The sequence below is a fragment of the Streptomyces sp. NPDC039465 genome, assembly GCF_055639315.1.
Window position 1 is genome coordinate 80,481 of the sequence record NZ_JBVKAP010000013.1, and the last position, 16,995, is coordinate 97,475.

Genomic DNA, 16,995 nt, shown 5'->3' on the forward strand with positions numbered 1-16,995 from the left:
CCTGCGGCCCTGCCCCGTCCCGCCCCCGGCCCCGTCAGGGCAGGCCTGTCACCGGGAGCAGTCTGGACGGTGGGCGTCGCAGCAGCTGGGGTGGCAGGAGGGCGAGTGGATTGAGGTAGGTGTCGGCTCTGCGTAGGCCCCAGTGCAGGCAGCTGTCCTGGCAGTGGGGGCTGGTTGTGGTTGTTGTGGTGGTGGCGACGATTTGGCCTGCGGTGACGGTGTTGCCTGTGGTGGCGAGTGGGGTCACGGGTTCGTAGGTGGTACGTAAGGGTGGTTCGCCGGTGCCGGTGAGGGTGATGGTGAGAACGCCGCGCCCGGCGACGGGTCCCGCGTAGGAGATGTGGCCGGGGGCGGCGGCACGTACGGGGGTGCCTGGTGGGGCGGCGAGGTCGATGCCGCGGTGGCCGGGGCCGTAGGGGGTGGTGGGTGGCTGCCAGCCGCGGACGATGGTGGGGCGGGGTGGGCCGAGGGGCCAGGCCCGGCCGACCGGGCCCGCTGAGCCGATCCCTGAGCCGACCGCACCGGGAAGCCCGCTCGACCCGCTCAGCCCGCTCGGGCCCTGGTCTGGCCAGGCGGCCCCGGGGAGCACTGCCAGCAGCAGTGCTAACGCTGTGTAGTGGTTCATGGCGACAGCGTCCCGCAGATCCTGGGGAATCTTGCTGATCTTGGTCGGGATCTGTGGACAAGTGGATGGACGACTGACCGGTTGTGGACAGCGTCGTCACCCGGCACCGCGTGGGTCCCGTACACTTCTGTTGGCGATCCGGGTCACCGGGTCGACTTCGCACGCCCCGCCACTGCCCTCAAAAGTCGTGGCAGCGCCTTTCGGTCCCTCGTGGCACGGCGCGTCGGGGCGTCAGGACATAACCGAGAAATCCAAGGAGATACGGCCATGGCCGTCGTCACGATGCGGGAGCTGCTGGAGAGCGGCGTCCACTTCGGTCACCAGACCCGTCGCTGGAACCCGAAGATGAAGCGCTTCATCTTCACCGAGCGCAACGGCATCTACATCATCGACCTGCTCCAGTCGCTGTCGTACATCGACCGCGCCTACGAGTTCGTCAAGGAGACCGTCGCGCACGGCGGCTCCATCATGTTCGTCGGCACCAAGAAGCAGGCCCAGGAGGCCATCGCCGAGCAGGCGACGCGCGTTGGTATGCCGTACGTCAACCAGCGTTGGCTGGGCGGCATGCTCACCAACTTCTCCACCGTCTACAAGCGCCTTCAGCGTCTGAAGGAGCTTGAGGCGATCGACTTCGAGGACGTGGCCGCCTCCGGCCTCACCAAGAAGGAGCTCCTGGTCCTCTCGCGCGAGAAGGCCAAGCTGGAGAAGACCCTCGGTGGTATCCGCGAGATGCAGAAGGTGCCGAGCGCCGTCTGGATCGTCGACACCAAGAAGGAGCACATCGCCGTCGGTGAGGCGCGCAAGCTCCACATCCCGGTCGTCGCGATCCTCGACACCAACTGCGACCCCGACGAGGTCGACTACAAGATCCCGGGCAACGACGACGCGATCCGCTCCGTCACCCTGCTCACCCGCGTGATCGCCGACGCCGTCGCCGAGGGCCTCATCGCCCGTTCCGGCGTCGCCACCGGTGACTCGAAGCCGGGCGAGAAGGCTGCCGGCGAGCCGCTCGCCGAGTGGGAGCGCGACCTGCTCGAGGGCGAGAAGAAGGCCGACGAGACCGCTGAGGCTGCTCCGGCCGCCGAGGCTGCCGAGGCTCCGGCCACCGAGGCTCCGGCCGCTGAGGCTGCCGAGGCTCCGGCCGCGGACGCCGAGCAGGCCTGACCTTCACACTTCGGTTGTCGACGGCGGGGGCTCACGAGGCCCCCGCCGTTGACCCGTAGATCTTCGTAGATCTTTCAGACTTCGAGAGAGAAATACAGACTCATGGCGAACTACACCGCCGCTGACGTCAAGAAGCTCCGTGAGCTCACCGGCGCCGGCATGATGGACTGCAAGAAGGCGCTGGACGAGGCCGACGGCAGCGTCGACAAGGCCGTCGAGGCGCTTCGCATCAAGGGCCAGAAGGGCGTCGCCAAGCGCGAGGGCCGTTCCGCCGAGAACGGTGCCGTCGTCTCCCTCATCGCCGACGACAACACCTCCGGTGTCCTGGTCGAGCTGAAGTGCGAGACGGACTTCGTCGCCAAGGGTGACAAGTTCCAGTCCGTCGCCGCGGACATCGCCAAGCACGTCGCCGCCACCTCCCCGGCGGACATCGACGCGCTGCTCGCCTCCGAGATCGAGGCCGGCAAGACCGTCCAGGCGTTCGTGGACGAGGCCAACGCCAACCTCGGTGAGAAGATCGTCCTGGACCGCTTCGCGCAGTTCGCCGACGGTTTCGTCTTCGCCTACATGCACCGCACCATGCCCGACCTGCCGCCGCAGATCGGTGTCCTGGTCGAGCTGGACAAGGCCGACGCCGACCTCGCCAAGGGTGTCGCGCAGCACATCGCCGCCTTCGCGCCGAAGTACCTCTCCCGTGAGGACGTCCCGGCCGAGGTCGTCGAGGCCGAGCGCCGCGTCGCCGAGGAGACCACGCGCGCCGAGGGCAAGCCCGAGGCCGCCCTCCCGAAGATCGTCGAGGGTCGTGTCAACGGCTTCTTCAAGGAGGCCACCCTCCTTGGTCAGCCGTATGCGCTCGACAACAAGAAGTCCGTCCAGCAGGTGCTGGACGAGGCCGGTGTCACCCTGAAGCGCTTCACGCGCATCAAGGTCGGCATCTGAGCCGGTACGCGATCGACACGGGAGCCCGCTAGGGTTTCCCCAGCGGAAGCCCCGCGCAATCGCGCCGGACAGCCGCAGATCTGACGAGGAGGCCATTGCCGCTACGGGACACCAGCACCCACCGGCAATGGCCTTCTTCGTATGTGCACGAGGAGATCTCCATGAATCAGGGCGCCGCACAGGGCGACGACAACCACGGCAACAAGGCCGGCCGCTTCATGCTGAAGCTGTCGGGTGAAGCCTTCTCCGGCGGCACCGGTCTCGGTGTCGACCCCGACGTCGTACACGCCATCGCGCGCGAGATCGCCGCGGTCGTCCGCGACGGCGCGGAGATCGCGATCGTGATCGGCGGCGGAAACTTCTTCCGCGGCGCCGAGCTCCAGGTGCGCGGCATGGACCGGGCACGCTCCGACTACATGGGCATGCTCGGCACCGTCATGAACTGCCTCGCCCTCCAGGACTTCCTGGAGAAGGAGGGCATCGACTCCCGGGTCCAGACCGCCATCACCATGGGGCAGGTCGCGGAGCCGTACATCCCGCTGCGTGCCGTGCGCCACCTGGAGAAGGGCCGTGTGGTCATCTTCGGTGCCGGTATGGGCATGCCGTACTTCTCCACCGACACCACCGCGGCCCAGCGCGCCCTGGAGATCGACGCCGAGGCCCTGCTCATGGGCAAGAACGGCGTGGACGGGGTCTACGACTCCGACCCGAAGACCAACCCGGACGCGGTGAAGTTCGACGCGCTGGAGTACGGCGAGGTGCTCTCCCGCAACCTCAAGGTCGCCGACGCCACGGCCATCACCCTCTGCCGGGACAACAACCTCCCGATCCTCGTCTTCGAGCTGCTCGCGGAGGGCAATATCGCCCGCGCGGTGAAGGGTGAGAAGATCGGCACACTCGTGAGCGACCAGGGCACCCGGGCCTGAGTTTTCCGGGCCCCTGCATCCCCGGTCCGCCGGGGATGGTTCCCCGGCATTCCCGGGGCCCCGCGAGGGGATGGACAAACGCCCTGCCGGTCGGACACCGTGCAGGAGAAGACGCGCCTACTCAAGACACGCAGGAGCAAGTGGTGATCGAAGAGACCCTCCTCGAGGCCGAGGAGAAGATGGAGAAGGCCGTCCTGGTCGCCAAGGATGACTTCGCCGCGATCCGCACCGGGCGTGCGCACCCGGCGATGTTCAACAAGATCGTCGCCGACTACTACGGTGCGATCACGCCGATCAACCAGCTGGCGTCCTTCTCGGTTCCCGAGCCGCGGATGGCCGTGGTGACCCCGTTCGACAAGAGCGCTCTGCGCAACATCGAACAGGCGATCCGTGACTCCGACCTCGGGGTGAACCCGAGCAACGACGGCAACATCATCCGTGTGGTGTTCCCGGAGCTGACCGAGGAGCGCCGCCGCGAGTACATCAAGGTCGCCAAGGGCAAGGCCGAGGACTCGAAGATCTCGATCCGGTCCGTGCGCCGCAAGGCCAAGGAGACCATCGACAAGTTCGTCAAGGACGGCGAGGTCGGCGAGGACGAGGGCCGCCGCGCCGAGAAGGAGCTCGACGACACCACCGCGAAGTACGTCGCGCAGGTGGACGAGCTGCTCAAGCACAAGGAAGCCGAGCTGCTCGAGGTCTGATGAACGACTCCTCCTGGGGGGCCCCGCCTACAGCCGGCTACTGGGGACCGCCCGACCAGGGGCCTGCCCCGGCGGGTCCCGCCTACGATGGGCATGAGGCACAGCAGACTCGGCCCATGCCCATCGTGCCCGACGTTCCGGCCGCCGGAGACCAGGATGACGACCGGGGGGCCGCTCGGCTGAGCGGTCCCCTGTTCCGTGACGAGAAGCCGCAGGAGCCCATGGACACCCCGCCGCAGGCGAACCCGCAGCCTGCGGAGCCTCCCCAGCCGCCCCAGCCCCCGCAGAAGAAGAGCGCGGGCCGGGATCTCGGGGCGGCCATAGGGGTCGGGGTCGGGCTCGGTGCCGTCATCATCGCGTCGCTGTTCATCTGGAAGCCGGCGTTCGTCGGCGTGATAGCGGTCGCCGTGGTGGTCGGGCTCTGGGAGCTCACCTCCCGCCTGGAGGAACGCAAGGGCATCAAGGCACCCCTCGTGCCGCTCGCGGTCGGCGGCGCGGCGATGGTGGTGGCCGGTTATGTGCGCGGCGCGGAAGGCGCATGGGTCGCCATGGCGCTCACCGCCCTCGCGGTGCTGGTGTGGCGGATGATCGAACCGCCCGAGGGCTATCTCAAGGACGTCACGGCCGGTGTCTTCGCGGCGTTCTACGTGCCTTTCCTGGCGACGTTCGTCGCGCTGATGCTCACCGCCGACGACGGGCCCGAGCGGGTGCTGACCTTCCTGCTCCTGACCGTCGTCAGCGACACCGGCGCGTACGCGATCGGCTGGCGCTTCGGCAAGCACAAGCTGGCGCCCAGGATCAGCCCCGGGAAGACCCGGGAGGGGCTGGTCGGCGCGGTGGCCTTCGCGATGGCGGCGGGCGCGCTGTGCATGCAGTTCCTGATCGACGACGGCACGTGGTGGCAGGGGCTCCTCCTGGGCCTCGCGGTCGCGGCGAGCGCCACGCTCGGCGACCTGGGCGAGTCGATGATCAAGCGCGACCTGGGCATCAAGGACATGGGCACGCTGCTGCCGGGGCACGGCGGCATCATGGACCGGCTCGACTCGCTGCTGCCGACGGCGCCGGTGGTCTGGCTGCTGCTGGTGATCTTCGTCGGCACCGCTTGACAGACAGCGGGTATCCTGGAAGGGCTCGTGGCGTGACCGCGAGCCCTTTCGTCGTACCGAGTCGTCCCCGCCGCCGCGGGGGTGGTCCATGAGGTCTCCCGCGCCGCGGTGCCGTCGCGCCGCGCTCCCCGCCCCGCGCGGGGGTGTCCAGACCTCGTCGTTCTGAGGAGACGCCCCATCGTGGCCCGTCCGCTGCCCGGAGAACTCACTTTCGTCGCCCCGCGCGGTGCCAAGAAGCCGCCGCGGCATCTCGCCGACCTCACGCCCGCCGAGCGCAAGGAAGCCGTCGCCGCGATCGGCGAGAAGCCGTTCCGCGCCAAGCAGCTGTCGACGCACTACTTCGCGCGGTACGCGCACGACCCCGCCGCCTGGACCGACATCCCCGCGGCGTCCCGCGAGAAGCTCGCCGGGGAGCTGCTGCCGGACCTGATGTCCGTCGTGCGGCACATCTCCTGCGACGACGACACCACCCGTAAGACGCTGTGGCGGCTGCACGACGGCACGCTCGTCGAGTCCGTGCTGATGCGCTACCCGGACCGGGTCACGATGTGCATCTCCTCGCAGGCCGGCTGCGGTATGAACTGCCCGTTCTGCGCCACCGGACAGGCCGGTCTCGACCGCAATCTGTCCACGGCGGAGATCGTCCACCAGATCGTCGACGGCATGCGCGCGCTGCGTGACGGCGAGGTGCCCGGAGGGCCCGCCCGGCTCAGCAACATCGTCTTCATGGGCATGGGTGAGCCGCTGGCCAACTACAAGCGGGTCGTCGGCGCCATCCGCCGGCTCACCGACCCCGAGCCGGACGGCCTCGGCCTGTCCCAGCGCGGGATCACCGTCTCCACCGTCGGCCTGGTGCCCGCGATGCTGCGCTTCGCCGACGAGGGCTTCAAGTGCCGGCTCGCCGTCTCGCTGCACGCCCCCGACGACGAGCTCCGCGACACCCTCGTCCCCGTGAACACCCGCTGGAAGGTCCGCGAGGTCCTCGACGCGGCCTGGGAGTACGCCGAGAAGTCCGGCCGCCGGATCTCCATCGAGTACGCCCTCATCCGCGACATCAACGACCAGGCGTGGCGCGGTGACCTGCTCGGCCGGCTGCTCAAGGGCAAGCGGGTCCACGTCAACCTGATCCCGCTCAACCCGACGCCCGGCTCCAAGTGGACCGCCTCCCGCCCCGAGGACGAGAAGGCGTTCGTCGAGGCCATCGCCGCCCACGGCGTGCCGGTGACCGTCCGTGACACCCGCGGCCAGGAGATCGACGGTGCCTGTGGACAGCTGGCGGCCCTGGAACGCTGACCTTGTACGCTGGGCTCGAACATCTGCATATTCCGACAGGGGAGCGCCACAGCGCTGAGAGTGCGGTGACCGTCAGACCGCAGACCCTCTGAACCTCGCCCAGGTCATTCTGGGTAGGAAGTTCGGTCGTTACTCGAGCTGTTGCGCCCTGCCCGCGTGCCGTGCCCGCCACGGTCGCGGGCAGGGCCGCGTCTCTTCCTGGTCACACCCAGGAGGAATCAGTGAGCACCACCAAGAAGATCACGGTCAGTGCGCTGGCCGCTGCGCTGGGCGTCAGCACGCTCGCCGCGTGCGGCTCCGGCGAGAAGGACTCCGCCTCCGGCGGTACGCGGTCGAAGACGGTCACCCTCGTCAGCCATGACTCGTTCAACGCCTCCAAGGAGGTGCTGGCGCAGTTCACCAAGGAGACCGGCTACACGGTCAAGGTGCTGAAGAGCGGCGACGCCGGCGAGGCCGTCAACAAGGAGATCCTCACCAAGGGCTCCCCGCAGGGCGACGTCTTCTACGGCGTCGACAACACCCTCCTCTCCCGCGCCCTCGACAACGACCTGTTCGTGCCGTACGAGGCGAAGGGCCTGGACCGGATCCCGGCCGCGCTCCAGCTCGACAAGGACAAGCACCGGGTCACCCCGATCGACACCGGCGACATCTGCGTCAACTACGACAAGAAGTACTTCACCGACAAGAAGCTCGCGCCGCCGCAGAGCTTCGACGACCTGGCCAAGCCCGCCTACAAGGACCTGCTCGTCGTCGAGAACCCCGAGCGGTCCTCGCCCGGCCTCGGCTTCCTGCTCGGCACCGCCGCCCAGTACGGCGACGACGGCTGGCAGGCGTACTGGAAGAAGCTGAAGGACAACGGCGTCAAGACCGTCGACAGCTGGGAGATCGCCTACAACCAGGAGTTCTCCGGCTCCGCGGGCGGCAAGAAGGCCAAGGGAGACCGGCCGCTGGTCGTGTCGTACGCCTCCAGCCCGCCGGTCGAGGTCCTTTTCTCCGAGCCGCAGCCGGCCACCGCGCCTACCGGCGTGGCCACCGGCACCTGCTTCCGCCAGACCGAGTTTGCCGGCCTGCTGGCCGGCGCGAAGAACGAGGCCGGCGGCAAGGCCCTCATCGACTTCCTGATCTCCAAGAAGTTCCAGGAGGACATGCCGCTGAACATGTTCGTGAACCCGGCCGTCAATGACGCCAAGCTTCCCGAGCTGTTCACCAAGCACGGCGTGGTCGTCGACAAGCCGCACACCATGGCTCCCGAGAAGATCGCCGACAAGCGCGACCAGTGGATCAAGTCGTGGTCCTCGCTCGTCCTGAAGTAGGCACGCCGGTCCGTGGCGCCACCGCGCGGGGAAGTGCGGCGCGGCTGGGCCTGATGGTCCTGCCCGTCGCCTTCTTCGCCGTCTTCTTCGCCTGGCCGGTCGTCTCCATCGTCGGCAGGGGCCTGAAGACGGGGGAGGGCTGGCGGCTCGGGCGGCTCGGCGAGACCCTGGGGCGTCCCGAGATCCTGGACGTGCTCTGGTTCACGGCCTGGCAGGCGCTTGCCTCCACCGCGCTGACCTTGCTGATCGCCCTGCCGGGCGCCTTTGTGTTCGCCCGGTTCGACTTCCCGGGCAAGACGCTGCTGCGCGCGGTCGTCACCGTGCCGTTCGTGCTGCCGACCGTCGTCGTCGGCACGGCCTTTCTCGCCCTGGTGGGGCGCGGCGGGCTCCTCGACGAGCTGTGGGGGCTGCGGCTCGACACCACCGTGTGGGCGATCCTGCTCGCCCATGTGTTCTTCAACTACGCCGTGGTCGTGCGGACCGTCGGCGGGCTGTGGGCGCAGCTCGACCCGCGTCAGGAGGAGGCGGCGCGGGTGCTCGGCGCCTCCCGGTTCGGGGCGTTTCGTCAGGTCACGCTGCCCGCGCTCGGGCCGTCCGTGGCCGCGGCGGCGCTGATGGTGTTCCTGTTCACGTTCACCTCCTTCGGCGTCGTGCAGATCCTGGGCGGGCCGGCGTACTCCACGCTGGAGGCGGAGATCTACCGGCAGACCGCCGATCTGCTCGACCTGCCGACGGCGGCGGTGCTGACGATGGTGCAGTTCGTGGCGGTCGGCGCGATCCTCGCGGTGCACGCCTGGACGGTGCGCCGGCGTGAGACGGCGCTGAAGCTGGTCGACCCGGAGCGGACCGCGGACCGGCCGCACGGCGCCGGGCAGTGGGCGCTGCTGGCGGCCGTGCTCGTCAGCGTCGCCCTGCTGATCCTGCTGCCGCTCGGGGTGCTGGTCGAGCGGTCGTTCAACACGTCCGGCGGGTACGGGTTCGGTTTCTACCGGGCCCTGCAGGCGGTGGACGACAGCGGCGGCACGTTCCTCGTACCGCCGCTGGAGGCGATCGGGAACTCCCTCCAGTACGCGCTGGTGGCCACCGCCATCGCCGTTCTCGTCGGTGGGCTGGCCGCGGCGGCGCTCACCCGTAGGGCGGGGCGGCTGGTGCGCGGTTTCGACGCGCTGCTGATGCTGCCGCTCGGCGTGTCGGCGGTGACCGTGGGCTTCGGGTTCCTGATCACCCTCGACGAGCCGCCGCTCGATCTGCGCGCCAGCTGGATCCTGGTGCCCCTGGCCCAGGCTCTGGTCGGGGTGCCGTTCGTGGTGCGGACGATGCTGCCGGTGCTGCGGGCCGTGGACGAGCGGCTGCGGGAGGCCGCGGCGGTGCTGGGGGCCTCCCCGCTGCGGGCCTGGCGTGAGGTGGATCTGCCGCTGGTGCGCCGGGCGTTGCTGATCGCGTCCGGGTTCGCGTTCGCCGTGTCCCTGGGCGAGTTCGGCGCGACGGTCTTCATCGCCCGGCCCGACCGGCCGACGCTGCCCGTGGCGGTGGCGCGGCTGCTCGGCCGGCCGGGCGAGCTCAACTACGGGCAGGCGATGGCCCTGTCGACGATTCTGATGGTGGTGTGCGCGGTGGCGCTGCTGCTCCTGGAGCGCATCCGCACCGACCGCACGTCCGGGGAGTTCTGATGGCACTGCTGACGGTCACCGGTGCGACCGTACGGTTCGGTGAGCGGCCCGCGCTCGACGGCGTGGACCTGGAGGTCGCCGAGCACGAGATCGTCTGTGTCCTCGGGCCGTCCGGCAGCGGCAAGTCGACGCTGCTGCGGGCCGTCGCCGGGCTCCAGTCCCTCGACGGCGGCCGGGTGCTGCTCGCGGGCGCGGATCAGCGCGGGGTGCCGGTGCACCGGCGGGGTGTCGGGCTGATGTTCCAGGACCATCAGCTCTTCCCGCAGCGGGACGTCGCCGGCAATGTCGCGTTCGGGCTGCGGATGCACCGCGTGTCCAGGGCCGAACAGGCCGTACGGGTGGGGGAGTTGCTGGATCTCGTCGGGCTGCCGGGGGCGGGGCGGCGGTCGGTCGCCGCCCTCTCCGGCGGGGAGCAGCAGCGTGTCGCGCTGGCCCGGGCGCTGGCGCCGCGGCCCCAGCTGCTGATGCTGGACGAGCCGCTCGGCCAGCTCGACCGTACGCTGCGCGAGCGTCTCGTCGTCGAACTGCGGCAGCTGTTCGGCCGGTTGGGTACGACCGTGCTCGCGGTCACCCACGACCAGGGGGAGGCGTTCGCGCTGGCCGACCGGGTGGTGGTGATGCGGGACGGGCGGGTCGCGCAGAGCGGGACCCCGCTGGAGGTGTGGCAGCGGCCGGCCGACGAGTTCGTGGCCCGGTTCCTCGGTTTCGACAACGTGGTGGCGGCGAGCGTCAGCGGCGCCGCCGCGCAGACGCCGTGGGGCGCGGTGCCGGTGCCCGCCGGGTCCCCGCAGGGCCCCGGCCGGCTGCTGGTACGGCCCGCGGGGGTGCGGCTCGGCGGGCCGGGCGAGGGTCTTGCGTGCACGGTCGAGGCGCGTACGTTCCGGGGCAGCCATGTCGCCGTGACGCTGCGGCCCGCGACGGACGCGCCGCCGCTGGAGGCCGAGTGCGCGCTGCGTGACGCGCCGGAGGAGGGGGCCCGGGTGGGGGCGACGTTCCGGGTCGAGGAGGTCGTCGTCCTCGGCGGGTGACGCCCCGCGCGGCGGCTACCGGGCCTGTACGAGACCGGGGGCGTCCGCAGGGTCGGCGGCGGGGTCGGGCGCGGGGCCGGTGGCGGCCGGGTCCTCCGGGGCTCCGAACCAGGCCACGGCGACCGCGCCGGCCACGGCCAGGACGAAGCCGGTGACGGCCAGCCAGGCGAAGCCGGGGCGGGAGGTGTCACCCAGCCACCAGACGCCGATCATGCCGGGCAGGACGGTCTCGCCGACGACGAGCGCGGCGGTGGCGCCGTTGACCGAACCGATCTGCAGGGCGACGGTGTGCAGGTACATGCCGCCGATGCCGGCGACCAGGATCGCGTAGAGCGCCGGGTCGGTCAGCAGCACGCCGAGGTCGAACGGGTCGATGCCGTCCAGGATCCGCACCCCCACGCCGAGGGCGCCGAAGCCGAGGCCGGAGAGCAGACCGGCGAGGATCGCGGCGCGCGCGCCGAGGAGGCGGACGACGACCGTGCCGCCCACCATCAGCAGCAGCGAGATCGCCAGCAGCCACCAGTGGGTGGCGATGGGGGTGTGGCCGCTGCCCTCGGGCCCGGCGGCGGTGGCCAGCAGCACCAGCGCCGAGCAGACGACGGCGATCGAGGACCATTCGGCGCGGGTGAGCCGGATGCCGAGCAGTTTCACGCTGAGCACGGCCGTGATCACCAGATTGGCGCTGATGACGGTCTGGGAGAGGAACAGCGGCAGCATCCGGGCGGCGAGCGCGCCCAGTCCGAAACCGATGAAGTCGAGGATGGTGCCGACGATGAACTCCCAGGTCATCGCGGCTTTGGCGGTCGACTGGAGGCTGGGGCCGCCGTGCTGGGTCACCCCGGCGGCCGCAGCCTCGCGCCGAGCGGACTTGCGGGAGCCGACGGCCTGGAGGACCGATCCCGTGCCGTAGCAGATCGAGGCCGCGACGGCCGTCAGGAGTCCTATGAGCACCGAAAGCTCCGTTCGCGTCGGATCGGGCCCTTCGGGGCCCGTGGGGTTCCGACTGCGAGACGCGGGATTCGGCGGCCGCGTTGCCTCCCGGCCTCATATGCCTGGCCGGGAGGGGTGCGGGGGCGGTCAGCCGACCGGGCCGGCGGCCGCCAGGGCGCGCAGGGCGGCGGGGGCGTCGTCGACGGAGTCGACCAGGGCGATCCTGGCCGCCATCGGGCGTTCGGCGGCGAGGGCCTGGAGCAGGGGCCAGGCGGGCAGCCGCTCGGTCCAGTGGGCCTCGTCGACCAGGACCATCGGGGTCGGCTCGCCGCGGGACTCGTAGTAGTTCGGCGTGGTGTTGTCGAAGATTTCCTGGACCGTGCCGGCCGCGCCGGGCAGGAAGATCACCCCCGCGGTGCAGCGGGCGAGGAGACCGTCCTCGCGGGTGGCGTTGGCGAAGTACTTGGCGATGTGGCCGGGGAACGGGTTCGGCGGCTCGTGGCCGTAGAACCAGGTGGGGATGCCGATGGAGTCGCCGCCGCGCGGCCAGCGGTCGCGGACGTCGAACGCGGCCCGCGCCCAGTCGGTGACGGACGGCGTGAACGAGGGGGCCTTGGCCAGGATTTCCAGGGCCTCGTCGAGGACGTCGTCCGGGTGCGGGGCGGTGTAGGCGCCGAGGTTGGCGGCCTCCATCGCGCCAGGCCCGCCGCCGGTCGCCACGGTCAGCCCCTGCCGGGCCAGCGAGCGGCCAAGGCGGGCCGCGCCGGCGTACGCGTCGGTGCCGCGGGCCATGGCGTGGCCGCCCATCACGCCCACGACCGGGGTGCCGGCCAGGAGTTCGTCGAGGGCGTCGGAGATCGCGTCGTCGTGCAGGGAGCGCAGCATCGAGGCGAAGACGTCGCCGTCGGCGCGGGTGCGCTGGAACCACTCGTAGGCGAGGGCGTCCGGGGTGGCGTCGTAGCCCTCGGTGCGGACGCCGGTGAAGAGCTCCTCGGGGGTGTACAGGAGCCCGCGGTACGGGTCGAAGGGGAGGTCGGGCACGGGCGGGAAGACGAGCGCGCCGTCGGCGCGGACCTTGGCCGCGGCCTCGGCTTCCATGGGGCAGCCGAGGAAGACGGCGGCGGTGGTGTCGTGGGTGAGCAGCGCGAAGGTGCGGTCCGTGAGGTCGAGCGACTGGACGCGGTATCCGACCAGAGAGCCGCGGTGGACGACGGCGTCGAACTCTTCGAGCGTCTCGATCTCACGGTCGTGGCCGTGCGGGGTGGGCTGCTCGGTGGGGCCGTGTGGGTGCGCCATGCGGCCACGATAGGCCCAGGCCCTACGGGGCGGTGGCCGGGGCCCCGGGCGCCGGCCTGGCCGGGTGGGCGGCTCAGCCGTGCAGCGGCATCGCGGCCAGTGCGGCGACGGCCCAGGTCACGGGGGTGAGGACGAGCAGGAGGACGCCGGCGCGCAGTGCGGCGGCGGCGCGCAGGGTGGCGGGCGGTGCGCCGAGGGTCAGGAGGGCGGCGGTGGTGGGGGTGCGGGCCTGCCGGGCTTCGAGGGCCGCCGTGGCCAGGGTGCCGAGGGTGCAGGCGACGACGAGGAGGGCACCGAGGAGGGCCAGCGGGCCGATGGTGACGGAGACGGTGGCGGCGGCGAACGCGCCGGAGGCGACCGCGCAGACCACGCCGAGGGGGCGGCCGATGCGGCGGGACTCGGTCATCAGCGCCCGGCCGGCGAGGAGGCGGGTGGCGCCGGGGCGGACGGCCTGCAGGAGCCTGCCGCACAGGTGGGTGAGGCTCGGGCCCGCCACCGCGAGGCCGAGCGCCGTTAGGGCCCAGCCGGCGAAGACGCCGGCCTCGTCCTGGCCGCCGCTGGCCGCGTACGTCTCCACGGCGAGGCCGGCCGCGAGCAGCGCCACCCCCCAGGGCAGGCCGCCCGGGGCGCCGTCGTCCGGCGGGGCGTCGGGGGAGGGGGCGGGCTTGCGCAGGCGCAGCGCCAGGGCCGCGGCGAGGGTCGCGGTCAGGGGCGGGACGGCGAGCAGGGTCAGGGCGGCGGCCAGCGGCATCGGCTGGTCGGCGGCGAGCAGCTCGGCGGCGGCGCCGTCGAACGGCATGCCGGTGATGTCGCCACGCAGGTGCAGGTAGAACAGGAGCGCGAGGGCCGAGCCGAGGGTGCAGGAGACGGCGGTGGACGCGGCCGCGATCGCGGTCAGCCGGGCCGGTCCGAGGCCGATCGCGGACAGCCCTGGCCGGGGCCGGGTGCTCGGGTCCGTACGGGCCACGGCGACGGCGAGGTGGACCATCGCGGCCAGCGGGACCAGGCACCACAGCAGCCGCAGGGTGGCGGTGGACGAGTCCTCGGGGTGGCCGGCCGCGTATCCGAGGGCGCACAGGAGCAGGAAGCCGACCCCCGCCGCGGCGCAGACGACGAGCAGACGCCGCAGCAGGACCAGGGGGTGGGTGCCGCGGGCTAGACGGAGAGCGAGCACGCCGTGACGCCCTCCGCTCCGTTCGTGCCGCCTCCGGTGGAGTTCACGCGCCGCCCGTCGAGCAGGGCGACGGCCCGGTCGGCGAGGGTGGCGATCTCGGGGTCGTGGGTGGCGAGGAGGACGGTGATGCGGTGGGAGCGGGCCGCGGTGGTGAGGGTCCGCAGGAACTGCGCGCCCTCGGCGCGGTGCAGGGTGGCGGTGGGTTCGTCGGCGTAGAGCACGCTGGGGGTGGTGACGAGCGCCCGGGCGAGGGAGATCCGCTGGCGCTGGTCCTGGAGCAGGGCGTGCGGGCGCTTGCGGGCGCACATGCCGATGTCGAGGCGTTCCAGCCATTCCATGGCGGTGGTCTTCGCGGCCCGCTGCGAGGAGCCGCGCAGCAGCAGGGGCAGGGCGGCGTTCTCCCAGGCGGTGAGCTCGGGGACGAGGGCCGGTTCGGGGTCGATCCAGCCGAACTTCTCCCGGCGCAGCCGTTCACGCTGGAGCGGCGCCATGGTGTGGACGGGGCTGCTGTTGAACCAGACCTCGCCCTGGTCGGGGAGGAGCTGGCCGGAGAGGCAGCGCAGCAGCGTGGTCTTGCCGGAGCCGCGTGGGCCGGTCACGGCAAGGATCTCGCCCTCGCGGATGCCGAGGGAGACACCGCTGAGGGCGGGCGTACCGCCCAGCGAGCAGTTCAGGGAACGCGCCCAGAGCACGTCGTTGTCCGGCGGGGCCACCATGGCGTACACCTCGGTATCGGATCTGATGTGTCGTCCCCCGTACGGGGGAACGAAGGACGGGCCTGTCGGTCACTGGTCACCCAGAGGCACCGTAAGTATTCAGATCGGGGTGTCCGGACAGCACGCGGCCCGGGCAGCCTCCATCTCACTCGGATGGGGGCATGCCCGGGCCGGTCACGCCGTGAGGGCGGCGTGCGATCGACGGACGGCCGGAGCCGTCAGAGCTTCGTCCAGGCCTCGGTGAGGGTGGCCCGGAGGATCTGCTCGATCTCGTCGAACGTGGACTGGTCCGAGATCAGCGGCGGAGCCAGCTGGATGACCGGGTCGCCACGGTCGTCGGCGCGGCAGTACAGACCGTTGTCGAACAGCGCCTTCGAGAGGAAGCCGTACAGGACGCGCTCGGTCTCCTCCTCGTTGAAGGACTCCTTGGTGTTCTTGTCCTTCACGAGCTCGATGCCGTAGAAGAAGCCGTTGCCGCGGACGTCGCCGACGATCGGCAGGTCGTGCAGCTTCTGCAGCGTCGACAGGAAGTTGCCCTCGTTGTCGAGCACGTGCTGGTTGATCTTCTCGCGCTCGAACAGGTCGAGGTTGGCGAGACCGACGGCCGCGGAGACCGGGTGGCCACCGAAGGTGTAGCCGTGCAGGAAGGTGTTGTCGCCCTTGTAGAACGGCTCGGCGAGCCGGTCGGAGACGATGCAGGCGCCGATCGGGGAGTAGCCCGAGGTCATGCCCTTGGCGCAGGTGATCATGTCCGGGACGTAGCCGAACTTGTCACAGGCGAAGGTGGTGCCGAGGCGGCCGAAGGCGCAGATGACCTCGTCGGAGACGAGCAGCACGTCGTACTTGTCGCAGATCTCACGGACCCGCTGGAAATACCCGGGCGGCGGCGGGAAGCAGCCGCCGGCGTTCTGCACCGGCTCCAGGAAGACCGCGGCGACGGTGTCAGGACCCTCGAAGAGGATCTCCTGCTCGATCTGGTCGGCGGCCCAGCGGCCGAAGGCCTCGGGGTCGTCGCCGAAGAGCGGGGCGCGGTAGATGTTGGTGTTGGGCACCTTGTGCGCGCCCGGCACCAGCGGCTCGAAGGGGGCCTTCAGGCCCGGCAGGCCGGTGATGGACAGGGCGCCCTGCGGGGTGCCGTGGTAGGCGACCGCACGCGAGATGACCTTGTACTTGGTCGGCTTGCCCATCAGCTTGAAGTACTGCTTGGCAAGCTTCCAGGCGGTCTCGACGGCCTCACCGCCGCCGGTGGTGAAGAAGACCTTGTTCAGGTCGCCGGGGGCCTCGTTGGCGAGGCGCTCGGCCAGCTCGACGGCCTTCGGGTGGGCGTACGACCACACGGGGAAGAAGGCGAGCTCCTGCGCCTGCTTGGCGGCGACCTCGGCGAGCTCCTTGCGGCCGTGGCCCGCCTGGACCACGAAGAGGCCGGCGAGGCCGTCGAGGTAGCGCCTGCCCTTGTCGTCGTAGATGTAGGTGCCCTCGCCGCGGACGATGGTCGGCACCGGGCTGTTCTCGTACGACGACATGCGGGTGAAGTGCATCCACAGGTGGTCGTAGGCGGTCTTGGAGAGGTCCTTGCTCACGGCTATCGGGTTCCCCACATATAGGTCTGCTTCTTGAGCTTGAGGTAGACGAAGCTCTCGGTGGAGCGCACGCCGGGGAGGGTGCGGATGCGCTTGTTGATCACATCCAGCAGGTGGTCGTCGTCCTCGCAGACGATCTCCACCATCAGGTCGAACGAGCCCGCGGTCATCACCACGTACTCGCACTCGGCCATCGCGGTCAGCGCGTCGGCGACTGGATCCAGATCCCCCTCGACATTGATGCCGACCATCGCCTGGCGCCGGAACCCCACGGTGAGGGGGTCGGTGACGGCGACGATCTGCATGACTCCCTGGTCGAGCAGCTTCTGGACGCGCTGGCGGACGGCGGCCTCCGAGAGGCCCACGGCCTTCCCGATGGCGGCGTACGGACGGCGTCCGTCTTCCTGGAGCTGTTCGATGATCGCCAGGGATACGGCATCGATCGTCGGGGACGATCCGTTCCCGGTCCTGGAATCTGCGCTTCGACTGACCACGACTTCACTGTGCACCGAGACTCGTCGGTCTGGCAACCCC

16 protein-coding genes are annotated in these 16,995 nt (G+C 70.8%); 9 read left to right on the forward strand and 7 right to left on the reverse strand.

The features are described 5' to 3' along the window. Window positions 1-34: 34 nt before the first annotated feature. Entirely contained in the window at window positions 35-589 is a 555-nt protein-coding gene (locus ACZ7LT_RS31455; RefSeq protein ID WP_471239508.1) for a peptidoglycan DD-metalloendopeptidase family protein, read from the reverse strand. Window positions 590-892: 303 nt separating this feature from the next. On the opposite strand from ACZ7LT_RS31455, the gene rpsB reads away from it, so the two are divergent. From rpsB to ACZ7LT_RS31500, 9 genes are all read left to right on the forward strand, one after another. Further along, window positions 893-1,789 carry a 30S ribosomal protein S2 gene (gene rpsB / locus ACZ7LT_RS31460; protein ID WP_471239509.1) on the forward strand — a complete coding sequence of 299 codons (897 nt, stop codon included), beginning with the start codon at window positions 893-895 and terminating at the stop codon, window positions 1,787-1,789. Window positions 1,790-1,891: 102 nt separating this feature from the next. Next, window positions 1,892-2,728 carry a translation elongation factor Ts gene (gene tsf, locus ACZ7LT_RS31465; protein ID WP_471239510.1) on the forward strand — a complete coding sequence of 279 codons (837 nt, stop codon included), beginning with the start codon at window positions 1,892-1,894 and terminating at the stop codon, window positions 2,726-2,728. Window positions 2,729-2,889: 161 nt separating this feature from the next. Next, window positions 2,890-3,654, forward strand: coding sequence for a UMP kinase (gene pyrH / locus ACZ7LT_RS31470; RefSeq protein ID WP_471239511.1), 765 nt, complete (start codon window positions 2,890-2,892; stop codon window positions 3,652-3,654). Between the two features lie 143 nt (window positions 3,655-3,797). Beyond that, window positions 3,798-4,355 carry a ribosome recycling factor gene (frr, locus tag ACZ7LT_RS31475; protein ID WP_471239512.1) on the forward strand — a complete coding sequence of 186 codons (558 nt, stop codon included), beginning with the start codon at window positions 3,798-3,800 and terminating at the stop codon, window positions 4,353-4,355. Beyond that, on the forward strand, window positions 4,355-5,461 hold the full coding sequence (locus tag ACZ7LT_RS31480; protein ID WP_471239513.1) for a phosphatidate cytidylyltransferase: 1,107 nt from the start codon (window positions 4,355-4,357) through the stop codon (window positions 5,459-5,461). The genes frr and ACZ7LT_RS31480 overlap by 1 nt, the downstream gene beginning before the upstream one ends. Window positions 5,462-5,641: 180 nt before the next feature. After that, window positions 5,642-6,754 carry a dual-specificity RNA methyltransferase RlmN gene (gene rlmN / locus ACZ7LT_RS31485; protein WP_471239514.1) on the forward strand — a complete coding sequence of 371 codons (1,113 nt, stop codon included), beginning with the start codon at window positions 5,642-5,644 and terminating at the stop codon, window positions 6,752-6,754. A 221-nt stretch (window positions 6,755-6,975) separates the two neighbouring features. Beyond that, window positions 6,976-8,067, forward strand: coding sequence for a thiamine ABC transporter substrate-binding protein (locus ACZ7LT_RS31490; protein ID WP_471239515.1), 1,092 nt, complete (start codon window positions 6,976-6,978; stop codon window positions 8,065-8,067). A 53-nt stretch (window positions 8,068-8,120) separates the two neighbouring features. Beyond that, window positions 8,121-9,737 (forward strand): ABC transporter permease, encoded by a 1,617-nt coding sequence (locus tag ACZ7LT_RS31495; RefSeq protein ID WP_471239604.1) that lies wholly within the window; start codon window positions 8,121-8,123, stop codon window positions 9,735-9,737. Between the two features lie 5 nt (window positions 9,738-9,742). Continuing rightward, entirely contained in the window at window positions 9,743-10,765 is a 1,023-nt protein-coding gene (locus tag ACZ7LT_RS31500; RefSeq protein WP_471239605.1) for an ABC transporter ATP-binding protein, read from the forward strand. A 15-nt stretch (window positions 10,766-10,780) separates the two neighbouring features. Here the strand turns inward: ACZ7LT_RS31500 and ACZ7LT_RS31505 are convergent, their stop codons facing one another. The 6 genes from ACZ7LT_RS31505 to ACZ7LT_RS31530 form a co-directional block, all read right to left on the reverse strand. After that, window positions 10,781-11,716 (reverse strand): hypothetical protein, encoded by a 936-nt coding sequence (locus ACZ7LT_RS31505; RefSeq protein WP_471239516.1) that lies wholly within the window; start codon window positions 11,714-11,716, stop codon window positions 10,781-10,783. Window positions 11,717-11,842: 126 nt separating this feature from the next. Continuing rightward, the gene (locus tag ACZ7LT_RS31510; RefSeq protein WP_471239517.1) at window positions 11,843-12,991 is read right to left on the reverse strand and encodes an LOG family protein; all 1,149 of its coding nucleotides are present in this window, start codon (window positions 12,989-12,991) and stop codon (window positions 11,843-11,845) included. A gap of 73 nt (window positions 12,992-13,064) precedes the next feature. Further along, entirely contained in the window at window positions 13,065-14,165 is a 1,101-nt protein-coding gene (locus tag ACZ7LT_RS31515) for a hypothetical protein (protein WP_471239518.1), read from the reverse strand. After that, window positions 14,147-14,881, reverse strand: a complete 735-nt coding sequence (locus tag ACZ7LT_RS31520) for an ABC transporter ATP-binding protein (RefSeq protein ID WP_471239519.1) — start codon at window positions 14,879-14,881, stop codon at window positions 14,147-14,149. The genes ACZ7LT_RS31515 and ACZ7LT_RS31520 overlap by 19 nt, the downstream gene beginning before the upstream one ends. Window positions 14,882-15,099: 218 nt before the next feature. Beyond that, complete coding sequence (locus ACZ7LT_RS31525) at window positions 15,100-16,479, reverse strand: aspartate aminotransferase family protein (protein WP_471239520.1); 1,380 nt, start codon at window positions 16,477-16,479, stop codon at window positions 15,100-15,102. Then, entirely contained in the window at window positions 16,464-16,955 is a 492-nt protein-coding gene (locus ACZ7LT_RS31530) for an Lrp/AsnC family transcriptional regulator (protein ID WP_028798041.1), read from the reverse strand. The genes ACZ7LT_RS31525 and ACZ7LT_RS31530 overlap by 16 nt, the downstream gene beginning before the upstream one ends. Between the last annotated feature and the right edge of the window lie 40 nt (window positions 16,956-16,995).

Coding starts and splice junctions, on each gene's coding strand:
- rpsB (WP_471239509.1), top strand. CDS start 893: ATGGCCGTCGTCACGATGCGGGAGCTGCTGGAGAGCGGCGTCCACTTC.
- tsf (WP_471239510.1), top strand. CDS start 1,892: ATGGCGAACTACACCGCCGCTGACGTCAAGAAGCTCCGTGAGCTCACC.
- pyrH (WP_471239511.1), top strand. CDS start 2,890: ATGAATCAGGGCGCCGCACAGGGCGACGACAACCACGGCAACAAGGCC.
- ACZ7LT_RS31480 (WP_471239513.1), top strand. CDS start 4,355: ATGAACGACTCCTCCTGGGGGGCCCCGCCTACAGCCGGCTACTGGGGA.
- ACZ7LT_RS31495 (WP_471239604.1), top strand. CDS start 8,121: ATGGTCCTGCCCGTCGCCTTCTTCGCCGTCTTCTTCGCCTGGCCGGTC.
- ACZ7LT_RS31510 (WP_471239517.1), bottom strand. CDS start 12,991: ATGGCGCACCCACACGGCCCCACCGAGCAGCCCACCCCGCACGGCCAC.
- ACZ7LT_RS31520 (WP_471239519.1), bottom strand. CDS start 14,881: ATGGTGGCCCCGCCGGACAACGACGTGCTCTGGGCGCGTTCCCTGAAC.